General features: G+C 62.7%; 24 protein-coding genes and 1 pseudogene. 14 read left to right on the top strand and 11 right to left on the bottom strand.

Annotated elements, in window-relative coordinates; all coding sequences use genetic code 11:
* Nucleotides 1–171: 171 nt before the first annotated feature.
* Entirely contained in the window at nucleotides 172–1080 is a 909-nt protein-coding gene (locus BN1233_RS15835) for an adenylate/guanylate cyclase domain-containing protein (protein ID WP_082145489.1), read from the bottom strand.
* Between the two features lie 509 nt (nucleotides 1081–1589).
* On the opposite strand from BN1233_RS15835, the gene BN1233_RS46930 reads away from it, so the two are divergent.
* On the top strand, nucleotides 1590–1841 hold the full coding sequence (locus BN1233_RS46930; RefSeq protein ID WP_147707281.1) for a hypothetical protein: 252 nt from the start codon (nucleotides 1590–1592) through the stop codon (nucleotides 1839–1841).
* Nucleotides 1842–2044: 203 nt separating this feature from the next.
* Here the strand turns inward: BN1233_RS46930 and BN1233_RS15830 are convergent, their stop codons facing one another.
* On the bottom strand, nucleotides 2045–2584 hold the full coding sequence (locus tag BN1233_RS15830) for a hypothetical protein (RefSeq protein WP_046864478.1): 540 nt from the start codon (nucleotides 2582–2584) through the stop codon (nucleotides 2045–2047).
* A 140-nt stretch (nucleotides 2585–2724) separates the two neighbouring features.
* On the opposite strand from BN1233_RS15830, the gene BN1233_RS15825 reads away from it, so the two are divergent.
* From BN1233_RS15825 to BN1233_RS46925, 5 genes are all read left to right on the top strand, one after another.
* Nucleotides 2725–4221, top strand: a complete 1497-nt coding sequence (locus BN1233_RS15825; protein ID WP_046864625.1) for a cobyric acid synthase — start codon at nucleotides 2725–2727, stop codon at nucleotides 4219–4221.
* A 137-nt stretch (nucleotides 4222–4358) separates the two neighbouring features.
* Nucleotides 4359–5810: an acetamidase/formamidase family protein gene (locus BN1233_RS15820; RefSeq protein ID WP_046864477.1), complete on the top strand. Its 1452-nt coding sequence runs from the start codon at nucleotides 4359–4361 to the stop codon at nucleotides 5808–5810.
* 737 nt (nucleotides 5811–6547) lie between these two features.
* Entirely contained in the window at nucleotides 6548–7186 is a 639-nt protein-coding gene (locus BN1233_RS15810) for a DUF6781 family protein (protein ID WP_046864475.1), read from the top strand.
* Between the two features lie 8 nt (nucleotides 7187–7194).
* A complete protein-coding gene (locus BN1233_RS15805) occupies nucleotides 7195–8871 on the top strand; it encodes an ABC1 kinase family protein (RefSeq protein ID WP_244470928.1) in 1677 nt (558 codons plus the stop codon).
* Nucleotides 8872–9813: 942 nt separating this feature from the next.
* Complete coding sequence (locus tag BN1233_RS46925; RefSeq protein WP_147707279.1) at nucleotides 9814–10026, top strand: hypothetical protein; 213 nt, start codon at nucleotides 9814–9816, stop codon at nucleotides 10024–10026.
* Between the two features lie 679 nt (nucleotides 10027–10705).
* Here BN1233_RS46925 and BN1233_RS15795 read toward each other — a convergent pair.
* Together BN1233_RS15795 and BN1233_RS15790 are read right to left on the bottom strand one after the other, a co-directional pair.
* A complete protein-coding gene (locus tag BN1233_RS15795) occupies nucleotides 10706–11245 on the bottom strand; it encodes a response regulator transcription factor (RefSeq protein ID WP_244470927.1) in 540 nt (179 codons plus the stop codon).
* Nucleotides 11211–12878: a HAMP domain-containing histidine kinase gene (locus BN1233_RS15790; protein WP_046864471.1), complete on the bottom strand. Its 1668-nt coding sequence runs from the start codon at nucleotides 12876–12878 to the stop codon at nucleotides 11211–11213. Before BN1233_RS15790 ends, BN1233_RS15795 begins: the two co-directional genes overlap by 35 nt.
* Before the next feature lie 487 nt (nucleotides 12879–13365).
* Between BN1233_RS15790 and BN1233_RS15785 the strand changes: the two genes are divergently transcribed.
* Both BN1233_RS15785 and BN1233_RS15780 read left to right on the top strand, forming a co-directional pair.
* Nucleotides 13366–13758, top strand: coding sequence for a CidA/LrgA family protein (locus BN1233_RS15785; protein WP_046864470.1), 393 nt, complete (start codon nucleotides 13366–13368; stop codon nucleotides 13756–13758).
* Nucleotides 13758–14477: an LrgB family protein gene (locus BN1233_RS15780; RefSeq protein ID WP_046864469.1), complete on the top strand. Its 720-nt coding sequence runs from the start codon at nucleotides 13758–13760 to the stop codon at nucleotides 14475–14477. The genes BN1233_RS15785 and BN1233_RS15780 overlap by 1 nt, the downstream gene beginning before the upstream one ends.
* 27 nt (nucleotides 14478–14504) lie before the next feature.
* Here BN1233_RS15780 and BN1233_RS15775 read toward each other — a convergent pair whose 3' ends face one another.
* From BN1233_RS15775 to BN1233_RS15755, 5 genes are all read right to left on the bottom strand, one after another.
* A complete protein-coding gene (locus BN1233_RS15775; protein ID WP_046864468.1) occupies nucleotides 14505–15398 on the bottom strand; it encodes a shikimate dehydrogenase in 894 nt (297 codons plus the stop codon).
* A gap of 16 nt (nucleotides 15399–15414) precedes the next feature.
* Entirely contained in the window at nucleotides 15415–15873 is a 459-nt protein-coding gene (locus tag BN1233_RS15770) for a type II 3-dehydroquinate dehydratase (RefSeq protein WP_046864467.1), read from the bottom strand.
* Between the two features lie 27 nt (nucleotides 15874–15900).
* Nucleotides 15901–17202, bottom strand: a complete 1302-nt coding sequence (locus tag BN1233_RS15765; RefSeq protein WP_046864466.1) for a TRAP transporter large permease — start codon at nucleotides 17200–17202, stop codon at nucleotides 15901–15903.
* Nucleotides 17199–17651 (bottom strand): TRAP transporter small permease, encoded by a 453-nt coding sequence (locus BN1233_RS15760; RefSeq protein WP_082145488.1) that lies wholly within the window; start codon nucleotides 17649–17651, stop codon nucleotides 17199–17201. Before BN1233_RS15760 ends, BN1233_RS15765 begins: the two co-directional genes overlap by 4 nt.
* Nucleotides 17652–17800: 149 nt before the next feature.
* Nucleotides 17801–18793 (bottom strand): sialic acid TRAP transporter substrate-binding protein SiaP, encoded by a 993-nt coding sequence (locus BN1233_RS15755; protein ID WP_046864465.1) that lies wholly within the window; start codon nucleotides 18791–18793, stop codon nucleotides 17801–17803.
* Between the two features lie 199 nt (nucleotides 18794–18992).
* On the opposite strand from BN1233_RS15755, the gene BN1233_RS15750 reads away from it, so the two are divergent.
* From BN1233_RS15750 to BN1233_RS15740, 3 genes are all read left to right on the top strand, one after another.
* On the top strand, nucleotides 18993–19661 hold the full coding sequence (locus tag BN1233_RS15750; protein ID WP_046864464.1) for a GntR family transcriptional regulator: 669 nt from the start codon (nucleotides 18993–18995) through the stop codon (nucleotides 19659–19661).
* Nucleotides 19658–20335 carry a GntR family transcriptional regulator gene (locus BN1233_RS15745; RefSeq protein ID WP_046864463.1) on the top strand — a complete coding sequence of 226 codons (678 nt, stop codon included), beginning with the start codon at nucleotides 19658–19660 and terminating at the stop codon, nucleotides 20333–20335. Before BN1233_RS15750 ends, BN1233_RS15745 begins: the two co-directional genes overlap by 4 nt.
* A 75-nt stretch (nucleotides 20336–20410) precedes the next feature.
* Nucleotides 20411–22297, top strand: coding sequence for a bifunctional sugar phosphate isomerase/epimerase/4-hydroxyphenylpyruvate dioxygenase family protein (locus BN1233_RS15740; RefSeq protein WP_046864462.1), 1887 nt, complete (start codon nucleotides 20411–20413; stop codon nucleotides 22295–22297).
* 16 nt (nucleotides 22298–22313) lie between these two features.
* On the opposite strand, the gene BN1233_RS42950 is transcribed toward BN1233_RS15740, so the two are convergent.
* Together BN1233_RS42950 and BN1233_RS51100 are read right to left on the bottom strand one after the other, a co-directional pair.
* Entirely contained in the window at nucleotides 22314–23636 is a 1323-nt protein-coding gene (locus tag BN1233_RS42950) for a sensor histidine kinase (RefSeq protein WP_048709264.1), read from the bottom strand.
* Nucleotides 23637–23748: 112 nt separating this feature from the next.
* Nucleotides 23749–24222 (bottom strand): hypothetical protein, encoded by a 474-nt coding sequence (locus BN1233_RS51100; RefSeq protein ID WP_074078306.1) that lies wholly within the window; start codon nucleotides 24220–24222, stop codon nucleotides 23749–23751.
* 456 nt (nucleotides 24223–24678) lie between these two features.
* Here BN1233_RS51100 and BN1233_RS15730 point away from each other — a divergent pair, with 456 nt between their 5' ends.
* From BN1233_RS15730 to BN1233_RS15720, 3 genes and pseudogenes are all read left to right on the top strand, one after another.
* The gene (locus BN1233_RS15730; protein WP_082145472.1) at nucleotides 24679–25521 is read left to right on the top strand and encodes an amidohydrolase family protein; all 843 of its coding nucleotides are present in this window, start codon (nucleotides 24679–24681) and stop codon (nucleotides 25519–25521) included.
* Nucleotides 25522–25660: 139 nt separating this feature from the next.
* Nucleotides 25661–25972: pseudogene (locus tag BN1233_RS15725) on the top strand (IS3 family transposase); the annotation flags it as partial.
* Complete coding sequence (locus BN1233_RS15720) at nucleotides 25947–26153, top strand: transposase (RefSeq protein ID WP_046864461.1); 207 nt, start codon at nucleotides 25947–25949, stop codon at nucleotides 26151–26153. The pseudogene BN1233_RS15725 and the gene BN1233_RS15720, both read left to right, overlap by 26 nt.
* Nucleotides 26154–26163: the final 10 nt, after the last annotated feature.

The following is a 26163-nucleotide window of genomic DNA, read 5'->3' as shown; positions in this document are numbered from 1 at the left end:
TCTCAGACCCGGACGCATCGTGATCCCCCCGAGTTCTGCCGTCGGCGCAATGATGATGCCCTTGCAGATTCCACCCGGCCCGGACTGCGCCTGGAACGGTTGCATCCGATCAGCCTTTGGCGGCTTTGTCACCCCCTGTCGGCGCCGGTCCATGCGCAGCCGGCGCTTGCCTCACGCAGCGCCCACGAGATCGAACCAGACGGACGCGGCCGGGTCATCGGTGCTCTTGCCGAGGCTGATCATGCCGGCGCCGCGCAGGAGCAGCTCTTCGTGATGGATGCTCAACTCCGGCTCGCCGTCGAAGGTCACGAAGGTGCCATTGGTGCTGTGATCGACTAGCACCCATTTGTCGCGACGGCGCTCGATGGAGGCATGCTTGCGAGACGCGCAGCGATCCTCGACCACGACATGATTGCTCGCCTCGCGCCCGAGCGCGATGGTCTCGCCGTCGCCTGAGAACTGCCATTCGCGGCCATGATGACAGAGCCGCAATCGACCGGATCGGCCGAGCCACGCGACGCGATGATCCAAGCCGGGGATGATGGTCGTATCCTGCGTCTGCTGCCAGAGCACCTCGACGATTTGGACTTCCTCGGACAAGCCTTTGACCGGGAAGCGGTCCAGGGAGCGCGTGCACGCGCCATGCACCGGCGAGAGACGTGCGGCGCAGGCCCCGGTCGTGATGATCTGGCCGGCGCGCGCGAAGCCGACCATGCGCGCCGCCATGTTCACAGTGGTCCCGAAGACGTCGGCGGAGGTGACGAGCACCGGGCCGAACTCGAACCCGATCCGAAGACGCAGCTTGAGTTCGCCCTGCGGCGTGCTTAGGGGCGGCCACGCTGCCATGCTGCGCTGCATCGCAACGGCGGCCTCGCACATCGCCCCGGCCTCGGCAAACCTGATCATCAGCTCGTCGCCAATCGTCCGGATGACGGTTCCACCGCAGGCGGCCGCCGTCCGCGATGCGAGGTCCAGGCACCGCTCCACCGCGTCCAGGGCCGCGCGGTCGCCCAGCACCTCGTACAAATGGGTGCTTCCGGCAACGTCGCTGAACAGAATGCCGATGCCTTGCTCGGTCATCTCGCGGCCGACCCCTCCTTGCCGGAACTGCCGGGCGGGCGAGACGACGCGGTCTCCTGTCAAACCCAACTGGCTTGCGACGGACATGGTTAACATAAACCTCCAGGCCGGCACGATAGCAACCTGGATCGCCGGGCAATGTGCTCGGAATCACCTTGCAGGGGTGCGTTGCCGATTTGGGATTGACACGGGGAGCGCGGGATCTGCGGCGGCCCCAGCCGCTCATTGAACTGGCACAGCATGAACGCGCCCGGGGGCTCGATGGCCTGCCGGCGCGCTGGAAGTTCGCCAGTGACTCTTTCAGCGCTTCCGGAAGCAGAATCGCACCGGATCCTCGTTTCCCATTTACAGGCCGCAACGCCGCTCCGATCGACATCTCCAAAGATTCATCGATGTATCGGAAAGCATTGCCTCTGCACATGTGCGCTTGATCACGGAAGACGACGACACATTCCAGGATAAAGGAACGACGAAGCACTAGGCTTCCTTATCACTGCGAGGAAACGATCATGAAAGCACGTGCAATCTTACTTGCCGTGGCTGGCGCGTTGACTATTGGCGGCGCTCTGGCCGCTCCCGCAGAAGCGGCTCCGCGTGGTTACGGCGGCCCAGGATGGCATTATCACCGCTATCATCCCCATTTCGCTTACCGCTACCGTCCTTGGGGGCCGGTCGTCTTCGGGTATGCGGGCTTTCCGAGCTGCCATTGGGTGAGAGCCCCAGGGGGGTTCGTGAAGGTCTGCAACGGATATCCGTACTGAGTTCCGAAGTGGGCTTCTCGTCATTGCGAGGGGGAGAGGCAGTCCAGGAGCATTTCCGTCAATGGGTAGATTGCTTCGCCTCCGGCTCGCAATGACGGCAGTGCAATGGAAGGGGCTGTGCGCGCCGCCTCCGGCTCGCAATAACAAAGTTTGCCCATAGCCGGCTGGATGACTTTACCTGACACGCCGGTCGACGATCATCGCTAGACGAAATGCTTCGGGTAGCTCGAGTGGATCCATAACGTGTCCGCTCCGAGCTTCATGATTTCGCAGACGGCCGTCTTGATCTTTTGAAGGGGCTGCCCCTTGCCGCCGGCCCCGTAATAATCTCCTGTGACGGTGCTGACGATCTTCCGGTTCACGGGGCCGGCGGTCATATCCCGCTCGTCGCCGTGCGGGGTCAAGGTGTCGAGCGCCTCCAGGGCATCCTGACCCTTTGCCGAATTCAGCAGTTCCATCGTGACCAGGATGGCGGTTTGCCTGTCCTGGTAGATGCTCTTGCCGGGATCCGCGGTCGCATCGACATGGCGGAACGTGTGTCCGATATCGCCTCCCCGCCCGGACCATTGATAGGGATCGAGCTGATGCCCGCTCGCATCGCGGGCAACCTTGATGCTGGCTCTCGCCCAGTCCACCACCGAAACGTCGTTCCGCACACGAACGAGCTTGCGGTAGTATTGATAGTCGGCCCGGTCCATCGCGGCCTGGACTTCAGCGGCCGTGTACTGCTTTTTCACAGGCATCCCGGTTCACCGTTCCATCGGCCTTCATGCCACACTGGGACCAGCGTCGTATCATTCCCGCGATCGCGAGATTGGCCTGTGTGGAATCTCACGCCGCATGGCAGTTCGGCGTTCGCGGAGCACACACGAGGGACAATCTCATGAGGGACGTCCGGACACCGGCCGTGATGATCCAGGGTACCGGCTCGCATGTCGGCAAATCGACCCTGGTCGCCGGGCTCGCCCGCGCCTTCGTTCGCCAGGGCCTGAGCGTGCGACCATTCAAGCCGCAGAACATGTCGAACAATGCCGCCGTGACGGCGGATGGAGGCGAGATCGGCCGGGCACAGGCCGTGCAGGCGCGGGCGGCGCGCGTGAGCCCGAGCGTCCACATGAACCCGGTGCTCCTGAAGCCCGAGACGGATACGGGCGCCCAGATCATCGTGCGGGGGCGTCGCACCGGAACGCTTTTCGCGCGCGACTTCGGCACCCGCAGGTCGAGCCTTCTGCCGGCCGTGCTCGACAGTTTCGAGAGGCTCGAACGGGAAGCCGCCCTCATTCTGGTCGAGGGTGCGGGCAGCCCGGCCGAGATCAACCTGCGGGCAGGCGACATCGCCAATATGGGGTTCGCCGCGGCCGCAGACGTGCCCGTGGTCCTGGTCGGCGACATCGATCGCGGTGGCGTCATCGCGAGCCTCGCCGGCACGCACGCCGTATTGGATCCCGGTGACCGGGCACGCATCCGGGCCTTCGCGATCAACAAGTTCCGCGGCGACGCGCGCCTGTTCGACGATGGGGTAACGGCGATCGAGCGGCTGACGGACTGGCCCTGCCTCGGTGTCGTGCCCTGGCTGCCGCAGGCCGCACACCTGCCGGCCGAGGACGCGCTCGATCTCGAGCGCGGGCGCGACGTCACGGGCTGCGCCCTCACGATCGCCGTGCCGGTGATGGCGCGCATCGCCAATTTCGATGACCTTGATCCGCTGGCCCAGGAGCCGAATGTCCGGCTGCTCTTCGTGCGGCCGGGCGAGGCCTTGCCGGGCGATGCCGACCTCATCGTGCTTCCCGGCTCGAAGGCCACGATCAGCGATCTCCGGTTCCTGCGCGCACAGGGCTGGGACATCGACCTCGCCGCTCATATGCGTCGCGGCGGCCGGGTGCTCGGCCTGTGCGGTGGCTATCAGATGCTCGGCCGGACGATCTCGGATCCCGAGGGCGTCGAGGGCATCTCCGCCACGGTGGCGGGTCTCGGCCTCCTCGACATCGAGACGGTGCTGACCGGAGACAAAGTTCTTCGCCCCGTGAACGGAACGCACTGTGGGACGGGCACCCTGGCCACCGGCTACGAGATCCACCTGGGCCGAACCTCGGGACCAGACTGCGCGAGGCCGATGCTGGACATCGATGGGCGGCCCGACGGCGCCTCGTCTCCGGATGGGCGCGTTGCGGGCACCTACGTGCATGGCCTGTTTGCGGCGGACAGCTTCCGCCGCGCGTTTCTCGCCGGCTTCGGTGTTGCCTCGACGCTTGCTTACGAGAACCAGGTCGAGCGTGCGCTGGATGGACTGGCCGATCATCTCGAACGGCATCTCGACCTCGATCGTATCCTGGCCATCGCCCGCACACGCCGGACCGTGCGCAGGGCAAGTGTGATGTGACGGCTGGACTGCAGCCGCAACGGGTCGGTTCGCTCGAACGCGTCAGCGGGCGGCAATCACAAGCAGGGTTGGCAAGGGATTTGCTCAGGAGCAGAGTTGAACCTGCCGGCGGTTGCCGGCTGCAGGGGAGAATTCTCATGTGCGCAGGGGATGATCACAACTGCCCGCAATTCGAGCTCCATCGCCGGAAGCTTCTCGACGAGCTCGATGCCGAACGGCGCGGATTTCTAAAAGGAGCTTTCGTAAGCGCCGCCGGCGCCACGGCCCTGGGCAGCGCCGGCGCATCGCTCGTTTCACCGGCGAAGGCTCAGACCGCCGCTGCACGGCAGGGACGGCCGAACCACCATTATCTTCCCGCGACCGCGGACACAGTCCACTGGGGCTATTTCAGCAAATTGCTGAAGCCAGCGGTCGAAATCGATTCCGGGGATTACGTCACCATCGAAGCCCTGACCCATCATGCCAATGACGACGCCGAGCGCATGATCAAAGGGGATCCCGGCGCCGAGAGCGTCTATCTCTGGACCAAGGACCAGAAGGCCGTGAACAGACGGGGCGCGGGTCCGCTCGACGGCAAGCTCATGGGGCGCGGCGCGGGAGAAGGCTTCGGCGTCCACATCTGCACCGGCCCGGTCTATGTGCGGAATGCCGAACCCGGCGATATCCTCGAAGTGCGCATCATGGACGTCAAGCCGCGCCCCTGCGCGAATCCCGCGCATGCCGGCAAGGCGTTCGGCAGCACCGCCGCAGCCTGGTGGGGCTTTCACTACAAGGACCTGATCACCGAGCCGAAGCCCCGCGAAGTCGTTACGATCTTCGAGATCGATGCCACCGGGCAGCGGAACTGGGCCAAGGCCGTCTATAATTTCCAGTGGACGCCGCAGACCGATCCATTCGGGGTCGTTCACAAGATCATCGATTACCCGGGCGTTCCAGTGGACCACAGCACCGTCAAAGAAAACCATGGCATCCTGAAGAACGTGCGCATCCCGATCCGACCACACTTCGGAGTCATCGGTGTCGCTCCCAAGGAGGCGGATTACGTCGATTCCATTCCGCCGGGCTATTTCGGAGGCAATATCGACAACTGGCGCGTCGGTAAGGGCGCAACCATGTATTACCCGGTCGCCGTTCAGGGCGCGCTGCTGTCCGTCGGCGATCCCCACGCGTCGCAGGGCGATTCCGAGTTGTGCGGAACAGCGATCGAATGCTCCCTCACGGGGACCTTCCAGATCATCGTGCACAAGAAGGAGACACTTGAGGGAACGTCCCTCGCGGAGCTCAATTACCCGCTGCTGGAGACGCAGGATGAATGGGTGCTGCACGGATTCAGCTTCGCCAACTACCTCCAGGATCTCGGCCCGACGGCACAGCAGGCGATCTATGAAAAGTCCTCTGTCGATCTTGCCCTGAGGGACGCCTTCCGGAAGATGCGAACCTTCCTGATGACCACGAAAGGACTGACCGAGGACGAGGCGATCACCCTGATGTCGGTCGGAGTCGATTTCGGCGTCACTCAGGTCGTCGACGGCAACTGGGGAGTCCACGCCGTCATCAAGAAGAGCCTGTTCACGGGGGCAGAGGCGTAGCGAGAGCCTCTCGCGCACTAGATTCGGTCGGACGGGCGATGGCCCTCGATGGTGTCGACCATCACCCGTTCGAAGTTCTTCCGCCTAAGGGCTCCGGTCCGCAGCGCCAACAGCTGAAGAGCGAAGGATGCGCTGCAGTCGTCGTCTATCGCCGGTCAGTGACAAACGATCCTTCCATCCGGACAGAAGGCGTCATACCGTGGGGTCGGACAGAGGACTCTGGAAAAGGCTCCATTGATGCACGTGACCTGGACAGGGTGGTATTCCTGAGGCCCTCTGTCTTGCAGGACCGAATAGCCGAGCCCCTGTGAGGCGAGCCGCGCGGTTGCGTGCACCACACGATTCCCGACCCTGACGTCGATGGTCTGCGCAAACGCGGCTGAGCTTGCCATCCATAGAGCGATTGCGCTCACAATCCATCTGATCATCATGACGTGCCTCACATCTTCTTGGCGCTCGTCCGCCGGAGGAAACCAAACCGCCGCGGCACCGAGGGTTTGTACGTTGCAGAACCGTTCCTCTCCTGCATTGGTTCCGCGGTTGTTGCTCGGCCAGATGTTCTTCCGGCGCGTCGAGAGCTGGAAATGACGCGACGGATCGGACCCGCTGCCCAGGGCCGCTGCTCGTCCGTCATTGTACAATTCCAGGCGAGGCGCTCCGCCGTTCCGCCGTCCTTCCTGTAAGACGGCCACAAATCGCGCTAAGCTGCCCGGCGGAAACAACCCATGGAGCAGCCTATGCCGGAGCCAAGCGAGTCCTCGGGGCAGGCGACGCCTCCTTCGCCGGACGAAGACGGAGTCATCAGGCAGCGGGTCAGGGAACTGACCAGTCAGGTTCTGCAGCAGGGCCGGGTCAATACCGAGGCCGTCGCGGACATCGTTCGCACCGTGACCGGCCAGCGGACCGAGCAGACGGCGGCCAGCGGCGAGAAGGCCCGGGAAGTGTTCGCCGATTCGGTGCGCGAACTCGACGAGGCGCTCCTGAAATCGGCGCATGCCGCGCACAATGCCCTCCAGCAGCTCTCGTCGCGCGGGAAGGATTTCACCGACAATGACCTGAAGGATGCCCTGGTCAGCCTGCGGAAGCTGGAAGAGGACTACGTCGCAACGGCCAACCGCATCGCCGAAGCGATGAGCGGAAACCTGCGTCGCGAGATGACGGAGCTTGCCAGCCACGTCCAAGCGGTCGGCGCGGAGGCGAGCGCCCGGGTCGCTGGCATCATGGGGGAATTCGCCACCCGGATGGGCGAAGGCGCGACGTCCGGGCTCGCGACCATGCGCGGAACAAGCATCCGCATGGCGCTGCTCGCCAGCGGCGTTCTGGCCGGCGTGGCAGATGCGCTGCGAGATCTGTCCGAAACGAGGAAGGCAAAATAGGCCAGCCGGTGTTCAACGCCGTCCGCGACCTGCCGCGCCTGCGCGAGATCAGCTCGGTTCTCATCCGGTATGGGCTCGGCGATCTCGTGCGCGGCACCGGCATCGCGACGCTGCTCGAGCGCGCCGGACAGATCCTGCAATGGGGCGAAGCCAAGGATGTCGCGCATCTCGAACCGCCGCAGCGCGTGAGGCTCGCCTTCGAGGCGCTCGGGCCGACCTTCGTCAAGCTCGGCCAGATGCTCTCGACCAGAGAAGACCTCCTGCCACCGGCCTGGACCACGGAACTCGCCCGGCTGCACAGCGATGTGCCGCCGGTCCCGTTCGACGAGCTCCTGCCGCAGCTCGAGGAGGCGCTCGGCCGCTCTCCGTTCGAGGTGTTCGTCGATCTCGAGCGCGAACCCTATGCCGCGGCCTCGATCGCGCAGGTGCACCGGGCCAAGCTCACGAACGGCACGCCGGTCATCCTGAAGATCCGCCGCCCCGGCATCGAGGCGAAGATCGACGCCGATCTCAGGATCCTCGCCTATCTCGCGCGCCTGGTCGAGCGCGAGATCGTGGAGGCCCGGCTCTACCAGCCCGTCCAGGTGGTGGACCAGCTGCGCCGCTCGCTCGCGCGCGAGCTCGATCTTGCTGTCGAGGCTCGCAACATGGAACGCTTCGCGCGCAATTTCGCCGACGATCCCGACATCCTCGTCCCGCACGTCTATTGGGCCTGGACGAGCACCGTGATGAACGTCCAGGAGGAAATCACGGGCATTCGCGGCAACGATCTGGCGGCGATCGATGCGGCCGGCCTCGACCGCGCGGAGCTCGCCGCGCGGGGCGCGGATGCCGTGCTCAAGATGATCCTCGTGGACGGCTTCTTCCACGCCGATCCGCACCCCGGCAATGTGATGTATCTGCCCGGCAACCGCATCGCGCTGATCGATTTCGGCATGGTCGGGCGGCTGTCGCCGGGGCGCAGAAGCCAGATCATCGATCTCCTGACGGGGCTCGCGCGACACGACGAGCAGGCCATGCTCGACGTGTTTCTCGACTGGCGCGGCAGCGACGCGGTCGACGAGAGCCGCCTCGCCGCCGATCTCGGCGAGCTGGCCTTCGATTTCGCCGACGTGCCGTTGAAGGACCTGCGGGTCGGGGTGCTGCTGCACAGAGTCTCGGCGATCCTGCGCGATCACGCGATTGTGCTGCCGGCCGATCTCACGCTGCTCTTCAAGGCGCTGATCAGCCTCGAAGGGCTCGGCCGCCAGTACGATCCGGAGTTCCGCCTGATCGCGCGCGTCAAGCCGTTCCTCGACCGCGCCATGAGCGAGCGTTACCAGCCCGTGGAGGCGATACGGCGCGGCCAGTCGACGTTCAGCGACGTCCTCGGCCTCGTGACGTCGATGCCGCGCGATCTCGCGCGACTGATCAAGGACCTGCGACAGGGCCGCATGCGGGTCGAGCTCGATCTGAAGCGGCTCGACAGCTTCGGCGCCCGGCTCGACAGCGCCATCGATCGCGGGACCATCGGCGTGATGACGGCCTCTTTGGTGATCGGCTCCTCCATCGTGATGACCGTTCCGGGCGGGCCGACCCTGTTCGGCGTGTCGCTGCTCTCCATGTTCGGCCTGGCCGGCTACGTAGTCGCCTTCGTGAACAGCCTCTGGATCATCCTGTCGATCTGGCGCTCCGGCCGGAACTGACGGCCGAAGGCTCGTGCGCGTTCGAAGCGGATGAGCCTTCGGGCCGGTGCATCTACCGTGCGGGCTCCGTTTCCGCGACAACGAAATCCCCGGTCTCCTGCTCAAAGAAACGTCGTTTGACTCGGACGCGGGATAGCGTGCGTCAGGGCGGGGGCGCGCCGACATGGTATCGGTCTGCGATCTTCCAGAACCAATCCCGGTCGAGATCAATTTCGCGACTCACCTCGGCGACCTGTGCATGATCAAAAAGCGCGAAGCACAACTCCTCATCGTCGTGCCGCGCGTCGCATGCGATTCGATCCGGTTTCGAGGGACGGGCCCGAAGGGCTTTGGACCAGGCTTGCAGGCTTGGGGCACGTCATAGGGCAACCCGCCATGCACGACCTCCGCTGTCGCCCTCCACGCGAGCAAGGCCCGGCCAATGGAGCTTGATCAGTCGGAGCGGCTTCACGGTGCGCAACTGCACATAGGCTTTTCGGGCCAAAGGTCGGGCGGAATGATCGTGTGGCCCGGATTCCGCAGGAAAACCTCGGCGAAGGCGCCGTTTCTGCTCTTCGCCACGTAAAGATCCCTTTTACAACCGCATTGACGCGCCTTTTCTCGTTCAGATGCAGTTGGTCTGGCAAATTGACGTTTCTGTCGATTGAAATTATCGGAGACCGTCTGCTTTCGAGCCGGCCGCAGATCTTCAGCGTATTACCGCTTTGTGCCAGACACCGTCCCTCTCCTTACCGATCGTCGAAGTGTAAGGCATCGCAATAGATTTTACTGTAATTGGAAGAGCCAGTATTCTTCTCTGCATGAGCGATATGGCTGTCGACCCAGGCAGTCAATATTGATGAATGCCCATTGATACTCTCGTGCTGAAGCCGGTGCGTATGATGGCGCCGCCTCTTGCCTTCCTCACGACCCATCCTTCTACGGTCCGGCAAGAATATTGCTGTGCTGACCATGCGCCTCAGCCATTCCGATGGCGAGGATGGCTCCCGCGCCACCAATATCGAGCGCAAGAACCAGCACGAAAAGGAGTATCGTTATGTGCCCAGTCGCTCAGACCTTCCAATCACCCATCTTTTACCTGCTGTGACTTTGGTATTCCATGATTGGTATTCCATGATCGGAGTGCGTTGCACTGCATTCTTCCCTGAAAAGTAAGCATCGAAGGATCAGCCGCTCGCCCAGAGGGAAATGCGGCCGCAACAATCCGGCAGCAACCTGTGAGATCTGACAGAGGGATGTTCTCCTACCCAAAAGAGCGCTCACCCTCAAGGAACATTCGGCATCAGCCACCCTGCTGGCAGAATGACTGTGAGATTTAGCAGGCTGACGAGCGACGGTGCAGGAATAATCTTTGTCGGCAACGGCGCGAGTGCTGTTGCTCGAGCCGTTCGACGCAACACTCATATGAGGAGGTTTCCATGCTCTCGTTGCGATTCGCCTCTCTTACGGCTGCCACGTTTCTCGCGGCATCCTCCATGGCGCAGGCCGCTCCCAGAGTCTATCATCACCATGTATTGGCGTACCAAACCGGTGTCCAGCGGCTGGGTACAGAGATCCCACCTCGTACTGCAGGCTATGCACCTTCCGAACTGTGGCCGCCTTGCCTGCAGGGCTCGCCCGGATGTACAGCTGCTGGCTATCCCAATCTCCACTATCAGCAGGAGATGGGAAACATTCGATAAGCTCCAGTACTGATCAAAGCGAACGATCGTACTGGCGACCTGCTCACGATCCTGAGATTGGCAGACAATGAGCTGGAAATGATAGGGGCAGCTCCCGCCACCTTTTGGCGGGAGCTCGAGGATGCGACTATGCCAGCGGCACAAGTTCCAGGCTACGCCGTGATCAGGCCGCATGCCATCGCCTTTGCGACGGCCTGGATGCGGTTGATGACGTCAAGCCGCTTCATGGCCTGATCGCAATGGAAGTTGACCGTGCGTTCGCGGATTCCCAGGATGATCGCGATCTCGGCCGAAGTCTTGCCACGTCCGACCCAAGTCAGCACCTCCCTCTCGCGCTCGGTCAGATGGATCTCTGTCGGCCCAAAGCGCTCGAGCCGGCGCCGGAGCCGATTCTCGATGACCGCGCCGAGCATCTCGAAATCGATGGGCTTGGTCAGGTAGTCATCCGCGCCGAGCCGCCGCCCCGTGAGTTCGCTGTCCCGGTCGCCATACGCGGTGAGAAACACGAATGGAATCTCGGCAAAGGCAGGGCCGGCTGCCGCCACCTTCTCCAGGAGTTCGAAGCCACCCATACGCGGCATGCGCACATCGCAGATCACCAAATCGGGCCGTTCCGACAGGATTGCGGCCAAGCCTAGTTCGCCGTTGGACGCATGCTCAACCGTGTAGCCGAATTCGCTCAGAGCCTCCATCAGAAGGCTCGCTGTCTCCTCGTCGTCCTCGACACACAGGATCCTGCTCAAGCGCATCCTCCGACGATACTCCGTCTGCACTCACGATGGGCAAGGACACCGTTATCCTGGTGCCCCGGCCCACCTCGCTGTCGATCCGGAGGCTGCCGCCATGTCGGCGAACAATCTGGTCGACCAGATGGAGCCCGACCCCCGTTCCAGGAATCGAGCCGACATTGCTGCCGCGATAAAAACGCTCCAGGACCCGATCGATCTCGCCCGCCGGTATACCCACGCCACGATCCTCGACCACGACCTCGACAAAGTCATCCTCGGCTCTGGCCGTCAGCGTGACTGTACCGTCGTCCGGCGAATATTTGAAGGCATTCGAGACCAGGTTGCTGAAGGCATAGTAGAGTAGCATCGGGTCGCCGGTGATCTCTTCGGGAAGGTCCCCGATCTTTTCCTCGAGCGTGTCACCCATGCCAATCTCGGAGTAATAGTGCCGGAGATCATGCAGCATCCGGGCAAGGTCGAAGCGGCGCCTCCGAGGCTCGATGGACTCGTGTGCCATCTCGATTGCACCGGTCAAGCTTACCACGAGACTGGTGAGCCGGAACACCGCTGCTCTGATCTTGTGCGCGCGATTGGCGATCTGGTCAGGGGACGCTCGGTCCTTGGTAGCAATCAAGCGCTGTGCTTGGCCATCAATGCTCGTCAAAGGCGTGCGGAGTTCGTGCGACATTGTTCTGATGAAGTTCCGCTGCTCGGCCGCAAGCGCCCGCTCCTTATCGAGGGAGCCCGCCAGCATCTCGGCTTGCGTCGCAAGACTCTTGCGCGACTCTAGAAGTTCGACCGTATGGCGGCGGAAGACGACGAGCGCGCGCGCCACGTCTCCGATCTCGTCTCGCCGGCCGGTGAAGGGAACCGAGAAATCCGCGTCGTGCGCGGCAAGACGCTGCATGCGACCGGCAAGGGCAAGGAGCGGTCGCGAAAAGGAGCCCCACACGTAGAGAATCAGGGCCGTGAAAAGGAAGAGAACGGAAAAGGTCAAATCGGACACGAAGCGCTGCGCCCGCACAATGGCGTCGGCGGCGGTCTGGCGGGCTGCGTCCGCTTTACTTTCCGTGAGATCGGTCAGGCGGCGAAGAGCGGCACGGGCTTGCAGGAAGCTGGAGCGTGCAGGTCCTTTGAACTGCGCCATCGCCTCGTCCCACCGCTCCCCTTGCGCCAGGGACATGAGTGCCTGCGCCTGCTTGTTGTATTCGGTCCAATCTTTCGAAAAGTCGTCAAAAGCCTTTGCTTCGTCACTGTCATGCAGGACCGAGCGATAGCGCTCAATGTCCTGCTCGGCCTCATCGAGAGATTGCTGGAGGTCGTCCGAGCGGGACCAGCTTCCTGACCGATCCCGGTTGAACAGGATCTCGGCCTCTTGGATCCGGCTTACCGCAACGTGATGGCTCAAGCTCCCAAGGATTTGGACCGAGTCAAGCCAGCGGTTACGAACTTCCCCTGAGACCGCATCGATATGCGCAAGGCGATCCAGGGTCAGGCTCCGCAGCGCAATGACGGCGAGCACGAACAGGGCCGCCACCAAGGCAAGTTTGGCCGGCAGAGAGCTGCGCAACGACAGGAAAGAACGCGAAGGTCGCATGGTCCGCTCCGCGCGGGCCGTCGCCTCATGATCCGGCCTCACGTGGGGAGCTTAACCCCAACGGGTGACTCGAGGGCCCTGTCAGATTTCACAGACCGACATTCAGATGGAAACACCAACCTTTCAACGGCAAGAACCAGGTCAGGAGAAGGCAATAGGCAAGGATGAGTGCTCGCTGGAAGGGCGCCCACTATGGCCCATGCCGGCGTGGGCTGGCGCATGCTGCCCCACGACTTCGGGCCTTGGCAGACGGCATTTCTCAGTCACCACCGAACACGAGCACCCCAGCCCCTTTGCCGGGAGAAGGCTGGTGAAGTTCGCCCAACTGGAACTCTGTTCAGCAAACTGACATTCCCGGAGAACAGGAAGTCGTCCGTCCGCTACGGGATGCACCGTCTATGCGTTTCAGCAAGCGAGCCCACTCTATTCCCTCTCATTCCGGTCCGGCCTTTCGGTCGCGATTCCGCGGCAGCCCGGTGAGCCGCCCGTGATCCTCAGCCTGACGCTTATCCTCCTGTGCCAACTCATCGGCGAGGTCGTGGCCCGCGGAACCGGGTGGCCTGTTCCGGGACCCGTTATCGGAATGGCCATTCTCCTGATGATCCTCGTGTTGCGAGATCGACGGATGGATCTCGCTCCCGTGGAACTTCGGGACGGAACGATGGAAAGAACAGGTCATGGGCTTCTAGCTCATCTCTCACTCCTGTTCGTTCCGGCCGGGGTTGGCGTGGTGGAGCGCCTCGACGTGGTCGCCCAGCATGGCCTGGGTCTCGCGATTGCGCTGATCGCTTCGACGTTCCTGACCCTGCTCGTGACGGTTTCGGTGTTCGGTGCGGCATCGCGACGGCTCGGTCGTGGAGACGAGCAGGAAGACGCGTGATGGGATCGACATTCGCGCTCTGGGTCTATCTCTCCCGCACGCCACTGCTCTGGCTGACCGTGACCCTCCTGGTCTACGTGATTGTCGACAGGGTCTCCGCGGCAACCAATCGACATCCGCTGGCCAACCCCGTGCTTCATTCGATCTGGATCATCGCGGGTGTCCTGGTGCTCAGCGGCACATCCTATCGCACCTACTTCGACGGCGCACAGTTCGTGCATTTCGCTCTGGGGCCCGCGACCGTGGCCCTTGCAATCCCGCTCTATGAAAACCGCCGCATCGTGCTGCGTGCCCTGGCTCCCATGGCTCTTGCTCTCCTCGCCGGTTCGGTGACCGCCCTTGTCTCGGCTCTCGCGATCGCACGTGCCTTTGGAATGCCGACTTCCATCCTTGCATCGCTGGCCCCGAAATCCGTCACCGCGGGAGTGGCCATGGGGATCGCGGAAGGCCTTGGGGGCGACCCCTCGCTGACAGCCGTGCTGGTCATCCTCACCGGCATTCTGGGAGCAGTCATCGTGACGCCCCTGATGGACGCGTTGAAGATCACCGATTGGCGAGCTCGGGGCTTCGCGGTTGGACTTGCTTCTCACGGTATTGGAACTGCGCGAGCGTTCCAGGTGAATCCGATCGCAGGAACATTTGCGGGAATCGCAATGGGCTTGAACGCTCTCCTCACGGCCATCCTGGTGCCGTTCGCGGTGAGCGTGCTGACGCGCTGACGAAACAAAGGGCTGTAGCCCGCGGAATCACATCTCCGCGAAGTGACGCAGCATCCGTCCAGTATCCGGCTCGCGCCCGGTGAAGAGGCGGAATGCGCCGACGGCCTGGAAAACGGCCATGCCGCCGCCTGACATCGTGCGGCAGCCACGCGCCCGGGCCTCGCGCAGCAGCTCCGTCTCGAGCGGGAAATACACGATATCGGCCACCCACAGATCGAGCCGCAGCAGCTCGGCGGAAACCGCCATGCCGGGATACTTCGCCATGCCGAGCGGCGTCGTGTTCACCATCCCGTCGGCCAGGACCATCGCTTCGGCGGGAGCCGAGCTCGCGGAAGCACGGCCAGGACCGAACCGCTCGCAAAGAGCGGCCACCAGGTTGCGGGCCCGCACCTCGTCGATATCGACGACGATCACCTCCCCTGCCCCGAGGGTCAGAAGAGCGTGGGCGACCGCGGCTCCGGCGCCGCCGGCGCCGAACTGAACGACGCGATCCTTGCGAACATCCGGCAACTCGCGTCGGAAGCTTTCCGCGAACCCCCACCAATCCGTGTTGTGCCCGATGCGTAGGCCGTCTTTCAGAACGACCGTATTGACGGCCCCCAGCGCTCGCGCATCCGGCGACAGCTCATCGAGGAGCGGGATCACGGCCTGCTTGCAGGGATGGGTGACGTTGAGCCCGGCGAAGCCGAAAAGCTGCGCAGCGGTCAGGATCTCCGGCAGGGCGCTCGCATCGATGCCGAGCGCCTCGAGATCGATCAGCTTGTAGATGTAGCGAAGCCCCTGCGCTGCCCCCTCCCGCTCGTGCAGGCGCGGGGTACGCGAGGCCTGAATGCCGGCGCCGACGAGCCCGACGAGAACGGACGGATAGGCCCAGAACCCGGAGCCTTCGCTGACCTGATGACTGGTTTCGGGTGATTGCACTCACGTGATCCCGGAGTCAGGCGCCTGCCGATTGGGCGGGCCTTGCCGCGATGAGCTCGCGCATCGCCCGGACCGCGGTCGGATAGCCGTTGGCGCCGAGACCCGCGATGACCGCCGTCGCGACGGGCGAGATGTAGGACCTGTGGTAGATCGGCTCGCGCCTGTGGATGTTCGAGATGTGCAGCTCGACGAGAGGCCCCGGGAACATCTTCAGGGCATCCATGAGCGCCATGGAGGTGAACGTGAAGGCAGCCGGATTGATGATGATCCCGCCGGCCTCGTCGATCGCCTCGTGCACCCATTCGATGAGCTCGTATTCCCGGTTGGACTGCCGGAACACAATCGGGTGGCCGGCTGCCGCCTCACGGCACATCACCTCCACCTCGGCCAAGGTAGTGCGGCCGTAAACGTCCGGTTCGCGCGTCCCGAGGCGATTCAGGTTTGGTCCATTGAGGACGTAGATCGGCTTGGTCATGCAGGTTTTCTCGAGGAGGTGGGCCGATCATCCCTGGTAGCCGAAGAGCCATGGCAGCCACAGGACGGTCGCGGGCACGAAGGTGAGAATTGCGAGGGCGATGATCATCGCGAAGAGAAATGGCAGCGTGTCACGCACGATCTTGCGCAGTGGCTCTCCGGAGATGTTCGCCATGATGAACAGGAGCAGCCCGTAGGGTGGCGTGATCAGCCCGATCATGATGTTGACGACGACGACGACCCCGAAATGTACCAGGTCGATGCCGAGCGCCTTTGCGGTCGGGATGAGGACCGGGACAACAATCAGCAGGATGGCCGTTCCTTCGAGCACGCAGCCCAGCAGCAACAGCAGGATGTTGACGAGGATCAGGAATCCGACCGGCGAGAGATCCCATCCCGCGAGGAGCGCTCGCACGGTGTCCGGGATGTTCTCGATGGTGACGACGTAGTTGAACACCAGCGAACCAGCGATCAGCATGCCGATGGAGGCGGTCGTTCGGGCGCTGACGGCGACCGACCGGTAGAAATCGCGCCAGCTCACGCTCCGGTAGAGACCCGCCGAGATCAGGAGAGCATAGGCGGCTGCGACGGCCGCGGCCTCCGTCGGAGTCATCACGCCGCTGTAAATTCCGCCGAGCAGAACGACCGGCATCATCAGCGACGGGAACGCCTCCCATGTGATCCGAGGCAGCTTGCGCAGCGGAACGGGGTCTTCGACCGGGAAGTTCTTGCGGCGCGCCGTGATGGCGACGATGATCATCTGGCTGAGCGCCATCAACAGACCCGGAATCACACCTCCGAGGAACAGGAAGCCGATCGAGGCATCGGAGACGAGCGCATAGAGCACCATCGGGATCGATGGCGGGATAATGGGTCCGATCACCGAGGACACAGCCGTCACGGCTGCCGCATAGCTCGCCGTGTAGCGACCGCCACGAGTCATAATGACCTGCATCATGCGACCGGTCCCGGCGGCATCCGCGATCGCCGAGCCGGACATGCCCGCGAAGATGATGCTCTGCAGGATATTGACCTGGGCGAGGCCACCGCGGAACCGGCCCACCAGCGCGTTGCAGAACACCATGAGCCGATCGGTCATGCTGCCGATATTCATGAACTCGGCGGCGAGGATGAACAGCGGCACCGCGAGGATGACGTAGTTGCTGTACATTCCGTTGAGGAGCTGCTCGGCGGCGATCCCCATGTCCTGGCCGGCGAGAAACAGATACAGGATCGAGCCCGCGATCATCGAATGGCCGATCGGCAGGCCGAGGAAGGCGAGCGCGGTGATCGTCACTAGCGAGAGCGAGAAAGGGCTTGCGAAATTCATACGCCCGAACTTGCCTTGGTGGGATCGAACTCTTCCGGCGCGACGCCGCGCAAAGCCTGCCACGCGAGCCAGATGTAGCGGATGACGACAGCGACCGCGAAAACGACGTAGATCGAAAACAGCAGGTCAAACCTGATCTTCAGATAGGCTGTGCTCTGCACCTTCATGAAGGTCACGTAGTCAACGACGGCCGGGAGCGACACGAGATAGAGCGCGATGAGCGCAACGGCCGTGATGATGCACATGACGCGGCGCGGGCCCGGTCCCACAGCGCCATAGATGATATCGAACCGGATCTCTTCACGTTCGGAGATGACGAACGCAGCGCCCCACAACACGAGCCAGACCCACAGGATCGCGCTCAGCTCGTGCGTCCATCCGATCGGAAGACCGAGCAGATACCTGAAAGCAATCTGCAGGAGAAAGGCCAGGAACATCGTGGCGAGCATCGCGGCTGCCACGTTTTCGGCGCGTGCGGCGAGCCAGGGCCCGACGATCCGTAAAATCCTGATCACGACGAAGGGTCCCTTGCGTGGCAGGCCGCGGTTCGAAGGCACGCCGCCAGGCAGTCACACCCGGCGGCTTCATAGGTCATGCGTTACATCGCGTTGATCTTGTCCAGCATGCCGGCCGGCCAGTTCTTGGCCAGATCGGATGCGAGGTATTTCTTCTGCGCGAAGTCGCGGAAGGCCTTCACGTCCGGGGTATAGACCTCGAGTCCCTTGGCCTTGAAGAAATCGACGAGCTCCGCCTCTTTCTTGAGATGTTCCTGGGTGCTCCACTCGATGGCCTTGTCGGCCGCCGCTTGGAAGGCGGCCTGCTTCTCCGGGCTCATGGCGTTCCAGACCTTGTTCGAAACCGCCAGGAGATCGAACCCGACGAGATGCGAGGTCAGGACGATCTGCGAGCTGACCTCGTAGAACTTCATGTTCTGGACGTTCGGAAGCGGATTGTCCTGCCCGTCGATCGCACCGCTCTGCAGGCCGGTATAGACCTCGGCATAGGCCATCGGGGTCGGATTCGCTCCTAGCGCTTCACCGAGGAACTGCCAGGCATCGCCGCCGGGCATGCGCAGCTTGATCCCGGCCATGTCGGCAGGCGTGTTGATCTTCTTCGTGGGCTTCAGGCCGACCTGTCTGGCGCCGAAATAGGTTGGGCCCAGAATGTGGACCCCGAGCTGATCCGACGCCATCTTCTTCAGCTGCTGGCCCACATCGCTCGCGAAGACTTTCTTGAGATGGTCCGCGTCGCGAAACAGATAGGCCGACGTCACGATGGACCAGGCCGGAATCTGATTGGAGATGTCCTGCGGCGCGATATTGCCCATCTCGAGATTGCCGCGCTGCATGGCCACGAGCTCGGTGCCCTGCTTGAACAGCGTTCCACCGAGATAGGGCTGCAGCGTGAAGCCCTGCGCCTTAATGTCTTCGGCGAAGCGCTTCATCATCTCCGCCCGGATATCCTGCTCCGAGAAAACGGCCGAGAAACGCAAATTCGTCGGCGCTTGCGCAGTGGCGGATCCGGCGGCCCCCAACGCTAGAAGGGCCGCGCCTGCGGACATCAGAAAACGACGGTTTATGCTGAGTGCCATGTGTTCCTCTCCCGAATTCCCGCGCATCGGCTTGCGTCTTGGCGGGCACTATCCTCTCCGATGATTGCGAAATCAATACGCATTTCGGAAATTCTATGATATTTTCGTTTTAGTCAGATCTCCGTCTCGCGCAGCGCGGTGTCGCGAGGTGGGACGCCTCGGGAGGTTGAGCCGTGCTCAGGAACGGGCTGGTTGCCGTATGAGCATCGAATTGCTCGCAACATCGATTGCGGATCGGGCCTATGACCGGATCCGCAGCGACATCGTTTTCGGGCGTCTCGCTCCTGGCACGAAGCTCCGGCTGGATCGTCTCGCGAAGGATTACGGGGCGAGCGTCAGCACCTTGAGGGAGATCCTCAGCCGGCTCTCGTCGGAGGGTCTCGTTCTCGCCGAAGGACAGCGCGGATTTCAGGTGACTCCGGTTTCACCGGCCGGCTTCCAGGACGTGGCCGCGATGCGGCTGCTCCTGGAGACCTATGCCCTCTCCTTGTCCTTCGCGGTCGGCGACCTGGAATGGGAGAGCCGCGTCGTCGCCGCGCATCACAAGCTCGCCTTCATGGAGCGGCGGATGGTGGCGGGGGATCGAGAAGGAACGGAACTCTGGAAGCGCTATGACCGCGAATTCCACCAGTCGCTGATCGAGGCCTGCGGCTCGCAGACCCTTCTCGATCTCTATGGTGGAGTCTTCGACCAGTATCTGCGCTATCAGATGGTGGCGGTCGTCTTCCGCGGGGAGATTGCCGCCGAGGAGCACAGGATCCTGCTCGATTGCGCTCTCGCGCGCGATTCCGACCGAGCCTGCGAGGTGCTCACGCACCACGTGAACGGATGCGTGGCCCATACCCTGGACAGCGGCGCCCTGCGATGAACGACGTGCCGGTAAACCCGCAGCTTCCGACGGTCGGCGAAAGCGCTTACCAAAAGATCCGGGCCGACATCGTGTTCGGCCGTCTTCCGCCCGGCAGGAAGCTGAAGCTCGATCGGTTGAAAGCCGATTACGGAGCCAGCGTCAGCACGCTCCGCGAGATCCTGAACCGCCTGCAATCCGAGCGGCTCGTCATTGCCGAAGGCCAGAAGGGCTTCGTGGTCACGCCCGTGTCAATCGAGAATCTGAGGGAGATCGCAGCGCTCCGGCAACTGCTCGAATGCCGCGCGCTGGAGCAGTCGTTCCGGGCCGGCGACATGGAATGGGAGGGCCGCGTCGTTGCCGCTCATCACCGGCTGGCCCGGATGGAGGAGCGCATGGACCAAGGTGACAGGAGCGGAACCGAGGCCTGGAAGCAATACGACTGGCAGTTTCACCAGGCGCTCATTTCAGCCTGCGGATCGAAGATGCTGATCGACACGCATGCCGCGGTCTTCGACAAATATCTCCGCTATCAGATGATCGCGTTGAGCTACCGCGGCGAGATCGCAGCCCGCGAGCACGCCTCGCTGCTGGAATGTGCCATCCAACGGGACTCGGCGCGCGCTTGCGAGGTGCTGACCCGTCACGTGGCAGGGGGTGTCGAGCACGCGCTCGCCACCGGAACGATCAGCTAGAAGATGCATTCACTGCGCGAACGGGCCAGGATCGATCATGGATCGTGACCACCGCAGAGAACCGGAGCGACGAGCATGCAAACCGCAATTGCCACCGTTTGCCTGAGCGGCACTCTCACGGAGAAGGTCGAGGCCATCGCGAATGCGCAGTTCAAGGGCATCGAGCTCTTCGAGAACGACCTGCTCTCCTTCAACGGCACGCCCGCCGATGCGCGGCGGATGATCGAGGATCTCGGGCTCAGGACGATCACCTTCCAGCCCTTCCGCGACTTCGAAGGCATGCCCGAGCTGCAGCGGTCGAAAGTGTTCGCCCGGGCCGAGCGGAAGTTCGACGTCATGGGGGAGCTCGGATGCGATCTCCTCATGGTGTGCAGCAACGTCTCGCCGGACTCGCTCGGCGGGATCGAGCGAGCCGCGGCCGATTTCCACGAACTCGGCGAACGCGCCGCGAGGCGCGGCCTGCGGGTCGCCTTCGAGGCGCTGTCCTGGGGGCGGCACATCCACGATTACCGCGATGCATGGGAGGTCGTGCGCCGGGCGAACCACCCGGCCGTCGGGCTCGTGCTCGATTCCTTTCACATCCTCGCCCGCGGAACCGATCTGTCGGCGATCCGCTCGATCCCGCCGGACCGCATCTTCCTCGTGCAGATGGCCGATGCGCCGAAGCTCGACATGGATTACTTGTCCTGGAGTCGGCACTCCCGCTGCTTCCCGGGCCAGGGCGAGTTCCCCATCGACGATTTCATGCTTGCCCTCCACGCGACCGCCTTCGACGGATTGTTGTCGCTCGAGATCTTCAACGATCGCTTTCGGGCCGGCTCGGCACGGAGTGTCGCCGTTGACGGACAGCGCTCGCTCATCGTCATGCTCGACGAACTTCGTCGAAGGACGGGGGAGGCTCTTCCCAGCCACCCGGAGCTTCCGCCGAAAGCCGCCTGCTCCGGCATCGAGTTCGTCGAGTTCGCGGTCGATGAACGCGGGGCCGTTTCCTTCGAGCAGACCTTGCGTGGACTCGGGTTCCGGCAGGCCGGCGTGCATCGCTCCAAGGCGGTGACGCGCTGGCGGCAGGGCGACATCAACATCGTCTTGAATTCGGAGAAGGAGGGATTCGCCCATTCCTTCAATATCACGCACGGCACCTCCGTATGCGCCCTGGCGCTCCGCGTCGACGATGCTCCTGGGACGGCGGACCGAGCCGTCACGCTTCTGGACCAACCCTTCCAGCAGCCGGTCGGGCCCGGGGAGATGACCATCCCGGCGGTCCGGGGGCTCGGCGGGAGCCTCCTCTATTTCATCGATCATCAAACCGGATTGGATCGCCTCTGGGACGTCGATTTCGAGTCCTTCGAAGAGGACGGCGCCAACGACGCGGGGCTGCTGACCATCGACCATGTCTCGCAGTCGATGCACTACGAGGAGATGCTGACCTGGCTTCTGTTCTACACCTCGCTGCTCGACGTGCGGAAGACACCCGTCCAGACAGTGATCGACCCGGGTGGCGTCGTTCAAAGCCAGGTTGTCGAAACCCGGGACGGCTCGCTCCGGCTGGTGCTGAACGCCTCCCAGAGCCGCCAGACGTTGTCATCGCGGTTCCTGAACGAGCTCTTCGGGTCGGGCGTCCAGCACATCGCGCTCGCAACCGGCGACATCTTCGCGACCGTCGAACGCCTGAAGGTGAACGGCATCGAGCTTCTGCCGATTCCGGAAAATTATTACGACGATCTCGAAGTCAGGGCGGATCTCTCCGCGGACGAGGTCGAGCGCCTGCGGGCCGGGAACATCCTGTATGACAGCGAGGGAAATACCGAGTACTACCAAGTGTACACGAAAACTCTCGAAGGCGGCTTCTTCTTCGAGATCGTGGAACGGCGCAACTACACCGGCTTCGGCGCGGTGAATGCCCCGATCCGCCTTGCGGCGCAGACGCGCCTGACGCCGCATCCCACGCTCCAAGAGATTTGACTGACTGAACGCCTTTTTAAGAGATAAGGCCTGGCATTGGGATCACCACGACAAACCGTGCTCCGGACCAGGCTCGATCGACGCTCAAATCGCCGCCGAGCTGTCTCACCAGCATGAGAACCACCTGCATGCCGAGTCCCTGGCTCGCCTCAGGTGTAAAATCCGGGGATAAACCCTGGCCATGATCTGCAACAATGATGGAGAGCCCCGCTTCGGTTCGCTCCAGTGAAACCTCGATTGGTGCAGCAGTACTCACGCCGCCATACTTGAGCGCGTTTGTTACCAGTTCCGTGACAATGAGGCCCAGCAAGATCGCAATCTCTCCCGCCACGGCGACCGGAGTGGCTTCAACATGTACCAGCGCCGCGTCTCCTTTTGCCAGCGATGCTACCAGTTCACAGCACAGCTCGCGGACATATTGGCCGATCTCCACACGGTCCGGCGTTTCAGACTTGTACAGGCGTTCGTGAATTTTTGCGACGGTGAGCACCCGATGAGCGGCGTCATCCAGATGCACTGCCAAAGTATCATTGTCTGCCGCCTGACGACGATGCAAGGTCAGGAGAGTATAAATCAGCGTCAGGCTGTTACGGACGCGGTGGTCTACCTCGCGCATCATGAGATCCTTTTGCGCGAGCAACGCTTTCTGCTCTCCCAGTATAGCATCCCGAAGAGCTAACGTGCGGTTCATCAGAAATGCAGTGATGAAAATAAGACTTGAAGCGGCAGTTACTGACAGGATTAGTGCACCAAAGACAAATTGTGAATTGCGCCTCTCGCTGGACAGGTGGTCGTGGAGAACTTGTTCCTCCTCACCGCGCAGCTGCGCGATTGCGGCTGTCAGATTCGCGTCGTTGTCGGTCTCGGCCAGCGTGCGAGCTGCCTCCATGCCTTCCCGCCGGCGCACTTCGACAATCGTATCGACGCGTTCGAGACGCTCCTGCGCGAGCCTGCGTAGGTTATCGACCTCTCGTTGATAGCTGGCATTCTCCCCCATGAGTTCCGCGAGGTCCGCCAGGTCGGGAAGAAGCTCGGCTCGAGCCTTGTCGCGAAGCGCCAACTGCGCATCATTTCCCGTCAAGATATAGCCCCTCAAACCGTTCTGAAGGGCTAGGGTGTCCCAAGTGATCTCGTCAATCTTGCTCTGAATCTCGCGGGTGTGGAATACCCAATCGCGTGCCTCATTCAACTGTCTCATGAGAGCGGCGCTCAGAACGAAACTTGCCACCATCAAGAAGAAGATACCGACGATGATCCGTGTCGTCCCTGGTTCGATCAGCCAAGTTCTAGGCGACCGCTCCAAATCTGGTGAGAACGTACCTGCGGCGGTGTCCAACATGCGATTGTCCACTACGGAACCAAGATGCAAGCGTCGGCACTACCGATCGCCGAATACGAGCACACCACGGAAATCCACCTCGAAGCGGCCAGAACCGTGACTGATGACCACCCTAGCTCTTGAGATGGGCATTGCACTGCGAGTAGTAGCCACCACCCTTTTGAATCCACTTCAATCCCGCATTGCTGGATCCGCCCGCAGCTTCGTTTGCCCTGTACTGATCCAGGCAGGTATGCATCCGTGCTTTTCCGGGCGATTCACTCGAGTATTTCGAAGCGATCGCTGAAGGAAAAACAGCACCACCTGTCGGCACCGGGGCAGAGGGCTTCGCAGTAGTATCGGGCCGCCTCTGCAATGGTGGAGTGCTGGTTGCGCCAGTTGATGCCGGACCCGTAACAGTTGTTCCGCATTGCGCCTTGCGGAACTCGTTCCAGGTCATCGTGCCAAGTGTTCCGGCGGTTTGAGCCGCCTTATACTTTGTGCTGCATTCCTGCATCGTCACTGCTGATGCCGGCTGCGAATGCACCAGAGCACCGAGCGCTATCGCGCAGACTAGACGGGGGATAAGAACGACTGGCCACCTCATGGGCAAACCTTTCGAGAGCATGTCTCAGCCCCCTTTCGGAGTTTCTGTTTACTATGGCGTTTTGAGGGCACTTGTCCTTCTTTCATCCTGCTCAACCTTATCTGGGTCAGAAAGCCGCCGTCCGAGTGCATCCCGGGGGCTCATGGAAGGGGTTCGTGCACGACAGTGACGGATGGCGGCAATGGCGAGGCAAGCGGGGAAGCGCGGTTTGACGCCTATGTTGCGGCATCGGTAGCGCCATCGGCCATGCCGATACCCGCTAAGCCCAGCATCTTCCATAGAAAGGGGCCTGTTAAGCCTATAACGCCGGGGCTATTCGATTGTTCGGCCGATGCGGTGTTCCTATACGACGAGCGGAGGAGGCCAGGGCGCAGCGTGGGGTTGATAACCGGCGCGGACGGGAACCGATGATAGTGCCGGCGCGTTGGCGGCGATCATTGCTCGCGGAGGCGATCAATGGCCACGACAGTGCTGATCTGCGGCAAGGTCTTCGACGGCCTCAACGATACACTCCGTGGGCCCACCGAGATCCTGATCGAGGACGACGCCATCGCCGAGGTCGCCGACTCGGTTGGGCGACCGGCGGGTGCGCCAGTCATCGATCTCGGCAACCGAACGATCGCTCCAGGCTTCATCGATACCCACGTTCACCTCTGCCTGGACGGTCTCAACCTCAAACAGCAGACGCTGCAGTGCTCCGCGGCCAAAGCCCTCGACGGCTTGCACCATGCCCAGCAATACATGCGCTACGGTTTCACCACTCTGCGGGATATGGGCACCTTGGACCCTGATTGGCCGACCATCAATCTGCGTGATGCCCTGGAGGCGGGCCGGGTGCACGGCCCCCGCCTAGTCGTGGCGGCCCACATGATCAGCGCCACGGGTGGGCACGCGGACGCGCAGGGCATGTTCCCGTGCCGCTGCCGCCTGGGTTTATCGAGAGTCGCCGACTCGCCTGGCAAGATCCGCGAGTTCGTTCGCATGGAGCATGCGTTCGGCGGCGACTGGATCAAGACCATGAACACCGGCGGCTACATGAGTTTCGGCGATGACCCGGCCAAGGTGACGTGGTTCGAGGACGAGATGCAGTGCCTCGCGCAGACGGCCCAGCAGCTCGATCTGCCCCTGGCCGTCCATACGGGTGCCGCGGAAGGTGCCGGGCGATCCGCTGGCCGACATCTCGGTTACGATGAAGGTGGACTTCGTGATGAAGGCCGGCCGCGTGTTTCGGCACGGATCTTACGACATTCTGCAATGAGTATTCGGCGCCCTCCTGCTTTGACCAGGGGCGCGATGTAATCGACATGCGTAAGAGTGAACCGCCCCGGGTTTGCCGGAGGCTCCCGCCCTTGAGAGGATGGAGCCATGACGAAGCGAACCCCGCCATATTCCCCGGAGGACCGAGCCCGCGGTCCGGATGATTCTGGAGCATCAGGCCCAGTACGGCTCGCAAGACGCGGCGATCCGCTACACCGGGCGCTTGGCGCAAGCCGGAATCGAGCCCTCGGTCGGCAGCCTCGGCGACGCTTGCGACAACGCCCTCGCGGAGACGATCCACGGCCTCTCCAAAGCGGAGGTGATCCATCGGCGCGGGCCGTGGCGCAGTTTCGCGTCCGTCGCGTTCGCCCCGCTCGAGTGGGTGGACGGGTTCAACACCCGTCGCCTGCTCGAACCCGTCGGCAACGTGCCGCCGGCCGAAGCCGACGCCCGCTACTCCATGCAGCGTGAGGCCGCCCCAATGGCCGCGTAAAAGACAAACCAAACAGTCGCCAAAGAACCCGGAACGGTTCAACACCAACCGCAATGTTGTCGAGCACCTCTGGGTGCGGCTGAAGGAGTTGCGAGCCCTTGCAACGCGCTACGAGAAGACCGCCTCTTCCTTCAAGAGCATTCTCTGCCTTGCTGCTGCCCTCGACCGGTTCAAGCGCTAACAGGCCCTAA

Source organism: Microvirga massiliensis (assembly GCF_001006805.1).
Lineage (GTDB): Bacteria > Pseudomonadota > Alphaproteobacteria > Rhizobiales > Beijerinckiaceae > Microvirga > Microvirga massiliensis.
Note: the sequence above shows the minus strand (reverse complement) of the source record. Positions and strands in the feature narration are given on the sequence as shown.